Below are 7,067 nucleotides of genomic sequence, written 5' to 3'. Positions count from 1 at the left end.
CTGGCGAGCCGGATGCATAACGAAAGGTGCACGTCCGGTTCTGCGAGGGGTGGTGAGAAACGGACCGCCGCAAGGCGGTACCGCGCTCGCCACCTACTCTACATGTTACCGTGTTCCGCGACGATCTCGACGAGGCTGCCTCCGTCGAAGAGCTTGAGGGACTGTCGAACAAGAAGCGCCGCGCCAAGCTCGACGCCATCCGGGACGCCTGCCGTGCGTATATCACAGGCCCGCTGCAAGACTTCCTCACCGCTCAACTTGCCGACATTACTAACGGCGCTGGACGGGTGGAGCTCGATGAAGCCGATGCCGATGGTCAGACCCTGCTGCTCTGGTATCCCGAGGTCGAGCCGCGTGATGGCGCCTATGTGCGACCGGCCATACGCCTCGAGTCCGGGGCGAAATCGGCGCTCGATCCCAATCGCCCCATCACGATCACGCCCTATGTCGCGGAGGAAGCGGCAGGCTTTGATCTCACCGTCGCCGACGTGACCACGATCGAGGCGACCCGCACCTTTTGGGACAAGGTGGTGATCGCCCATGGATTGCGCCGCTGGTACGAGCGGCGCGGCGAACTGCGGCAGGAAGGCCAGCGGGTGTCTCGGCACTGTTATGACCTGCACTGTCTTCTCGGATCCGAGACCGGAAAGGCCGCGCTCGGCGATCTCGATCTTGGCGCCGATTGTGTGCGGCACGCACGAATGTTTTTCGACCGTCCCGACTATGACCTCGCCTCAGCAGTCCCGGGCAGCTTCGCGATCGCGCCCGCTCCAAAGATGGTGGACGCGCTCACGCGCGACTATGCCAATACGGCGGCCATGATCTTCGGCACTCCGCCGAGTTTCGACGACATTCTGGAATCAGCACGGCAGATTGAGCAGGACATCAACACCCATTCCTAGTCGCCTGGTCGATCGCTCGAAGCTTCCCAAAACGGCGAAGCCTTTCCTCACGATAAGGTGGGGGGATCTGCTCGTGGCCGAATGACAGCTTCGTCCGCGATCATGCCATTCCGGCGGTCGAGGTGAAGGGCAAAGTCCCACCCGATTGAGACGTAGAACGCTCCATCGCGTTATAATCCGAGCCCATGCGCCGGCCGGCTCGGCCGCGGACTTTTCGGTCATTCGAAGTGCTCGAATTTGCGATCAGGCGTAGTCTCGGGCCGCTCGCTTACGCAATCTGCCGGCTAGAGATCGACGATTTCGTAGGCCATCTGGCCATCCGCTGGCCTCATCTCGCGTAGCCGGCATTCGGGATAGCGCTCGGCCACCAGCTTTGTGATTTCCTCACGGAATGCCGCATTCGACCTGAAACCGAACACCACGGCCTCCAGATCCCGCGCGCTGAATTCGACATACTCGCGCTCGTCGCCCGGCTTCCATCCATTGCCGGCAATGATCCGCCATTCGCGCTCCGGACCCCATTCGGCTGTCTTGGTGTAGAGGAACTGCGAGAGCAGATCGGAATCATTGAGGCCTCGCCGCCCAGATAGCCAGTCAGTGAAGCCCTGGTCGTCGAACAGGACGGGCTCATGATCCACATAGGCGACGGGGCGCGCTACCAGAAAGAGGCTATCTTCTTCACTCGGGGCGAACTGCAGTGCCGCGCCGTGGATGTTCTCGGCATAGTTCCCCCACATGGGCGCGATCGTGCCGGAGCAGGACAGGCAGAGCACCTTAAGTTTCGCAGTCTCGGCTGCTAACTCATCGCAGAGCTGCCGCAGCATGGTCTTGCGGTTGGCGACCAACTCCTCGATGCCGGGACGCATTGCTTTCTCGAAAGCGTCCGGCTCCGGTTTGCCGCGGAAGAAGACACGCATCAGAAGGAGCGAGGCGCCGAGCTTGTTGCCAGCAGGGAACGGCTCGGGGCCGTAGGCGCCTTCATAGATCTGGTCGAGAGCGCTTTCGATGACAGCCTTCTCGTCGATGTTGATAGCAAGCGCGATGCGGAGGTCGAAACCGTCGTTGAACAGGCCGGGCCTGGAGAACTGCAGGGTCTTGTTGCTCAAGATGGCGCGGGCGGCATCCTGCGAGCAATATTTATAGAGGCTTGGCGGCAGGTCGGGATGCGGTTCAAAGGTCATGGGTCTCTGCTTGTGGGAATATAGAGGGTGCAAGAAGCGGCGTGATGGTTTTACACCACCACGCCCGCGTCTGGCACTGCCGCCGGAAGCATTTGGCAACACCGGGCCGGGAGTGGGCGCGAACCGTTCCCGTTCCCGCGTGTCGAGAAGGTCCGTGGACGTGAAGACGCAGCCGTTCGGTTTCAGTGCGCGCCCGTGGCCACCATGGCTCGTGGCGTATACGGGGGTATGCCGTAGAACTCGGTGGGTGAAACAACACACCCGGTATCGGTGCTATGGTAACGACTAGTTGGTTGCTCGATACACTAGACTGGTAGGTTGAACGTTACGCACAGTGAGACTGTGGGCAGCTCCCTGCGTCCCGTTTCTCGCGAAGTGGCCTTACGCTACAACTGTAGCTGGTTCTTGGGTCAATGAATGAGGCTATATGGCAACGCTGCAGCAGACCATTGCGAAGAAGTTTCTTTCATCACTCGCGGACGGCAAGGAGGTCGATCTCGAGAAGATCGAACAAATCCGCAAGCTGCTGGCGGACGGCAAGAAGCCAAAGGCCGATGACTTTGTGAAAATCTTCTCGGCCCCGGTTGGCGGTGAGGTGAAGTGATTAAACTCGAAACCGCCCACATCGAAGAGGTCCGTGGAATCCGCAAGCTCGACATCGACTTCGGAAAGGGAACATTCGCGATCTCCGGTCCGAACGGCTCCGGCAAAAGCGGTGTCATCGACGCGATTGAATTTGGGCTCACCGGGGAGATCGGCCGTCTTACCGGTCGGGGCACGAAGGGCCTGTCGGTTTCAGAGCACGGCCCGCATGTCGACAAGGTAAAGTTCCCAGACGCTGCCTTTGTTGAATTGAAGGTTTTCATTCCAGCCCTTGGCAAGTCGGCAACGATCACGCGGAAAGTCTCCGCGCCGAGCAAGCCGAAGATTGTGCCTGCCGATTCCGACGTGAAGGCGGCGCTTGACGAAATCGCGGATCATCCTGAAATCACGCTCGCCCGGCGTGACATTCTGCGCTTCATCCTGGTCGAGCCGACGAAGCGTTCTGAAGAAATCCAGGCGATCCTGAAGCTGGAAGAAATTGGACAAACGCGCGCGGCGCTCAACACGGCGCAAAACAAGCTTCAGGCTGCGTACAAATCTGCATCGAACCTGGTGCAGTCGAGCCGCGATACGCTGCAGCGCCACCTCCAAATCGCGACATTTGGTGCTGCCGAGTTGCTGGCCGCTATCAATCCAAAGCGCGAACCGCTCGGCCTTCCGAAGCTTGAAAAGCTTGCACCTGACACGCAGCTGGATGCAGGCCTATCCGATGCCGACAAGCTGCCCGAGTTCAACAAGCTATCCGTGCTGCGCGATCTGAAGGCAATGTCAGATGCGCTCGGCACGCTTGCGGACATGGGAAAGGAAGATGCTGCAGCCATCTTAACCGGCATCGCGACGCTTGAGGTTGATCCGACTCTGCTCCAGGCGTTGCAGCGGCGCTCGCTGGTCGAGAAGGGTCTTGACCTAGTCGATAGCCCCGAGTGCCCGCTATGCGATCACCCGTGGCCGGATGAGGACCATCTGCTTAGTCATCTGAAGGCGAAGCTCGCAAAATCCGAGGACGCTGGCAAACTTCAGGCGTCTCTTCTTAAGAATGGAACCGGGATCGCCGGGTATGGTGACAGCCTGCTGGGTCTGCTCAGGCAGACTCTCAGGATCGCAAAAGTGGAAGGCGATGCAGCCTGTGCGGAGCTCGTAACCGCTTGGGGAACAGACCTACAGGAGCTGAAGGGGCAGCTTTCTAGTTTCGAGGGACTGATTGGCTTGAAGGAACGCCTGACCGACGGGTGGCCCAGGATGCCCGAGGGATTTCCATCCAAGCTTGCCACTCTCGCAGCCAAGGTTGACGCGAAACCCGATCAGAGCGCGGCAATCGAAGCGCAGACATATCTCACGACAGCGCAGCTCCGCCTTAATGACTACCGCGATGCCATGCGGAAGAACGGAGCGGCGAAGGCCGCGAGCAATTCCGCGAAGGCCGCTTACGAGGCCTATTGCCGCGTCATGGAAGACGAGCTGAATGCGCTCTATGAGGACGTACAGGACGACTTCAGCACCTTCTACCGCCTGATTAACGAGGACGATGAGGCAAAATTCACGGCGAAACTGACGCCAAGCGAGGGGCGGCTGGATTTCGGCGTCAACTTCTATGAGCGCGGTCTGTTTCCGCCCGGCGCGTACCACAGCGAAGGGCATCAGGACGGCATGGGGGTGTGCCTCTACCTCGCGCTAATGAAGCGCCTCTTCGGAAAGAACTTTACCATCGCGCTGCTAGACGATGTCGTGATGTCGGTCGACTCAGGGCACCGCTACCAGTTTTGCAGGCTGCTGAAGACACATTTTCCAGACACGCAGTTCATCATCACTACGCATGATCGCCTCTGGGCTGAACAGATGAGGTCGGCGGGGCTCATCACTGCGAAGACCTCGCTGGCGTTTCACAGCTGGACCGTGGACACGGGCCCGCTTGTCGAGTCGAACGCCGATATTTGGGACGAGATCGCTGCCACTCTCGCCAAGGGAAAGGTCGAGACGGCGGCCCATGGGCTGCGTCATCACCTCGAATACGCGTCGCGTCATATCGCGGACCATCTCGGCGCACGCCCGGTCTTTCGGGCGGATGGCAATTATGAGCTCGGCGAGCTCCTGCCCAGCGTCCTCTCGCGCGCCAAAGACCTGTACGGGAAGGCTGCGGATGCAGCCCAGTCATGGGGCAATGCCGCCGCAAAGGAGGCCGCGATTGAGCGCAAGACAACGCTCTCCGGCTCTAGCGGCGCAAGCAATGTCGAGCAATGGGCTGTCAACAAGGCCGTGCACTACAACGAGTGGGCTAACTTCGGAAAGAAGGACTTCGAGCCCGTTGTGGCGGCATTCAAGGAACTGCTGGAGTGCCTGCGGTGCAAGGACTGCCAATCTTGGCTGTACGTCACGCCGCGCAGCGGCAGTCCTGAGTCCCTGCGCTGCCAATGCAGCGCCGTGAACCTGAACCTCAAAGCGAATCACAAGTGACCTCACCGCTTAGTTGCGATCCCACCTCAGGAACGACAGTCAGGGTCACAAACGCTGGTTAAGCTGAAGGACCGCTTCCGGGGCGCAAAAATCCGCCGATTAAGGTCCGGATTGGGTCAAAGGCGTGAATAGCGTGGATAGAGATTTCAGTTTCCAACCGAAACGGGAAGCTGAAATAGCTCGCGGAATTGCCGGTGCAATGAAAGATTCAGCCCAGCGACCTTTCAGCCACGTCCACGCGAAAAATGACGGAATTCGGCATTTGCGCACGGGCTCGACGTTTCGGAAATACACGTCGAGGTAATCGACCTGCTTGGCAATCGAGTCGAGGCTGAGGTTGCCGCCGCTCGCGCAGGCGATCATTCCGCAAAACAAGTGTAAGAAGCGCGCCTCCCCTAGCTTTGCGGCGGGGATAACCCATCAGTTCACTTTTTGTTCTTTTCCGAAAACGCCTGGGGAGATATAGTCTGGCGTGTCCTAAAACAGATTCCTCAGGGAGCAGCGCGCAGATGACCATCCAGCCCACTAATACCATGCTGCAGGGGGACAGGATTCTCAATGAGCCGACGATCAGCTGCCCAAGCTGCAAGACGGAAATCAAGCTCAATGAGTCGCTCGCGGCCCCTTTGATTGCCGCCACTCGTGAAGAATACGAAATGCGCCTAGTGCAGAGCAATGCATCGATGGCTGCCAGAGAAGAGGAGCTTAAGCGCCAGCAGGCCGAGATCGCCGCCGCCAGAGAGGAGATCGGCAACCAGGTGGCAGAGCAAATCAAGCTTGAGCGTGCCGGAATCGCGGTCGAGGAGGCCCGCAAGGCAAAATTGCTGCTTTCGGTAGATCTGGAGGACAAGGATAAGAAGCTTGCGGAGCTGGAGGCGACGTTGAAGGCGCGCAACGAAAAGCTCACCGAGGCCCAGCAGCAACAGGCGGAATTCCTGAAAAAGCAGCGTGCGCTTGACGACGAAAAGCGAGAGATGGCGCTGACCATCGAGAGGAAGATCCAGGAAGGATTGGACGCCGTTCGCGTCAAGGCGAGGTCGGAAGCCGAAGACGGCCTTAAGATGAAGGTTGCGGAAAAAGAAGAACAGATCGCCGGCATGCAGCGTCAAATTGAGGAGCTGAAGCGCCGTGCGGAACAGGGCTCCCAGCAGCTCCAGGGCGAGGTGCTGGAGCTCGAGCTGGAAGCCCTCATTGCCGGCCGGTTCCCGATGGACGTCATTGAACCGGTTGCCAAGGGTGAGTTCGGCGGAGATGTCCTGCACCGCGTGGTCGGACCGGCCGGCCAGCCATGCGGCGCCATTTTATGGGAATCAAAACGCACCAAGAACTGGAGCCAGGGTTGGCTGGGGAAGCTCAGGGCCGATCAGCGGGCCGCAAAAGCGGATATCGCGCTTATGATCTCGGAAGCGCTGCCTCCCGGTGTGGAAACCTTCGACCTTCTGGACGGGGTCTATGTCGCCCATCCCAAATGCGCGATGCCGATCGCCATCATGCTGCGACAATCCCTTATCGAGCTGGCGAACTCCCGCCTCGCCCAGGACGGCCAGGCTACCAAAATGGAGCAGGTCTATGGCTATCTGACCGGTCCGCGGTTTCGCCATCGCGTCGAGGCCATCGTCGAAAAGTTCTCTGATATGCAGGAGGACCTGGCAAAGGAACGCAAGGCCACAACACGCCTGTGGGCCAAGCGGGAGGCTCAAATACAAGGCGTAATCGAGTCGACCGTCGGGATGTATGGCGATTTGCAAGGTATCGCCGGAAAGGTGATGCAAGAAATTGAGGGCTTGGAGGTTCTGGCCATCGAAGCATCTCTGCCCGGTGCCGAATAGGCAATCGGGATGGAGCCGATTGGCAATCTGGAACGGCTTGCCCAGACGACAGGGGGACGGACCAACACGCGCACGACGCGGGATGCGTTGCCATGACCGCT

The 7,067-nt window shown here is 59.4% G+C and carries 5 protein-coding genes; 4 read left to right on the top strand and 1 reads right to left on the bottom strand.

Annotated elements, in window-relative coordinates; all coding sequences use genetic code 11:
* The first annotated feature begins 110 nt into the window (after positions 1-110).
* Positions 111-902, top strand: coding sequence for a nucleotidyl transferase AbiEii/AbiGii toxin family protein (locus tag NKI08_RS32180; RefSeq protein WP_352775201.1), 792 nt, complete (start codon positions 111-113; stop codon positions 900-902).
* A gap of 284 nt (positions 903-1,186) precedes the next feature.
* On the opposite strand, the gene NKI08_RS32175 is transcribed toward NKI08_RS32180, so the two are convergent.
* A complete protein-coding gene (locus NKI08_RS32175) occupies positions 1,187-2,083 on the bottom strand; it encodes a hypothetical protein (protein WP_352775198.1) in 897 nt (298 codons plus the stop codon).
* Positions 2,084-2,510: 427 nt separating this feature from the next.
* On the opposite strand from NKI08_RS32175, the gene NKI08_RS32170 reads away from it, so the two are divergent.
* The 3 genes from NKI08_RS32170 (at position 2,511) to NKI08_RS32160 (ending at position 6,966) form a co-directional block, all read left to right on the top strand.
* Entirely contained in the window at positions 2,511-2,687 is a 177-nt protein-coding gene (locus NKI08_RS32170) for a hypothetical protein (RefSeq protein ID WP_352775196.1), read from the top strand.
* Positions 2,684-5,137 (top strand): AAA family ATPase, encoded by a 2,454-nt coding sequence (locus NKI08_RS32165; protein WP_352775194.1) that lies wholly within the window; start codon positions 2,684-2,686, stop codon positions 5,135-5,137. Before NKI08_RS32170 ends, NKI08_RS32165 begins: the two co-directional genes overlap by 4 nt.
* A gap of 509 nt (positions 5,138-5,646) precedes the next feature.
* Positions 5,647-6,966: a DUF2130 domain-containing protein gene (locus tag NKI08_RS32160; RefSeq protein WP_352775192.1), complete on the top strand. Its 1,320-nt coding sequence runs from the start codon at positions 5,647-5,649 to the stop codon at positions 6,964-6,966.
* The last annotated feature ends 101 nt before the right edge of the window (positions 6,967-7,067 follow it).

The sequence above is a fragment of the Mesorhizobium sp. M0768 genome (assembly GCF_040320195.1).
GTDB lineage: Bacteria > Pseudomonadota > Alphaproteobacteria > Rhizobiales > Rhizobiaceae > Mesorhizobium.
This window is presented reverse-complemented; position numbering and strand designations above follow the sequence as displayed.

Excerpts from the sequence above, each read along its gene's own strand:
- NKI08_RS32160 (WP_352775192.1), top strand. The coding sequence starts at position 5,647 with ATGACCATCCAGCCCACTAATACCATGCTGCAGGGGGACAGGATTCTC.
- NKI08_RS32175 (WP_352775198.1), bottom strand. The coding sequence starts at position 2,083 with ATGACCTTTGAACCGCATCCCGACCTGCCGCCAAGCCTCTATAAATAT.
- NKI08_RS32170 (WP_352775196.1), top strand. The coding sequence starts at position 2,511 with ATGGCAACGCTGCAGCAGACCATTGCGAAGAAGTTTCTTTCATCACTC.